Annotated in this window: 1 protein-coding gene; it reads right to left on the reverse strand. The window is 26.2% G+C overall.

Annotated elements, in window-relative coordinates:
- Window positions 1–840: 2-hydroxyacyl-CoA dehydratase (locus G3997_RS05630; protein ID WP_296649429.1), on the reverse strand; the 840-nt coding region annotated here is incomplete at both ends.

The raw sequence follows: 840 nt of genomic DNA on the forward strand, positions 1-840 counted from the left end.
ATAGTTCTAATTTTAGGATTGAAATAGTGAGCACCTTTTCCGTGGCAACTAATTTCTGTTACACTTTCATGTGCATAAGGTATACTTACACGTCCATATCCAGTTGATACTATTAAACTTAAATCTTCTTTATTTAAATTAGCTTTAGTTAAAATATTTTCTAATATTGTTTGTGCACTTTCTATACTTTTAGCACCAGTTCTAATTACCTCATGAGCTATAATTTTTTTATTTTCATCCATTATAACTGCATTAGTTGATGTAGAGCCACTATCAACTCCCAATACATATACTTTTCCATCTTTATTTATTTTCATTTTTTTCCCCTTATCATTAATAGAGATTCCTTTTGAAACAGCCAATGATTCTAAAAATGCTTCAACCCTAGTTTTAATTTGACCTACACATTGTTTTGTAGCATCAGTTTCTAATAAAAGTATAGGAGTTTTTATATTTTGTTTTAAACTGATGTACTCATAGGAATAATTATCACAAAATTGAACAGTATGACATATTATTCCATCAAGATTATCTTCAAAGTTTCTAATAAAATCTTCTCTTTTATGAGCTTCTTCCATCCTCATACAAGGTATTTGGCTTAAAATACTATTTGAATAAGAAGATAAAATATTATCTTCATCAATTTTTAACTTTCTATCTATACCAGTGCAAGTAATATTGAATACGACTTGTGCATTATTTTCATTGATAATATCAACGATGCTATCATTAGATCTTGCACCTAGGATACCTATTTTTAATTTATTTTCATTAGAGATATTATCTATATTTTTATTATTTTCTAATAARATATCTTTAATTTTATTTTTATCAAAAGTC

The sequence above is a fragment of the Romboutsia sp. 13368 genome, assembly GCF_018336475.1.
GTDB lineage: Bacteria > Bacillota > Clostridia > Peptostreptococcales > Peptostreptococcaceae > Romboutsia.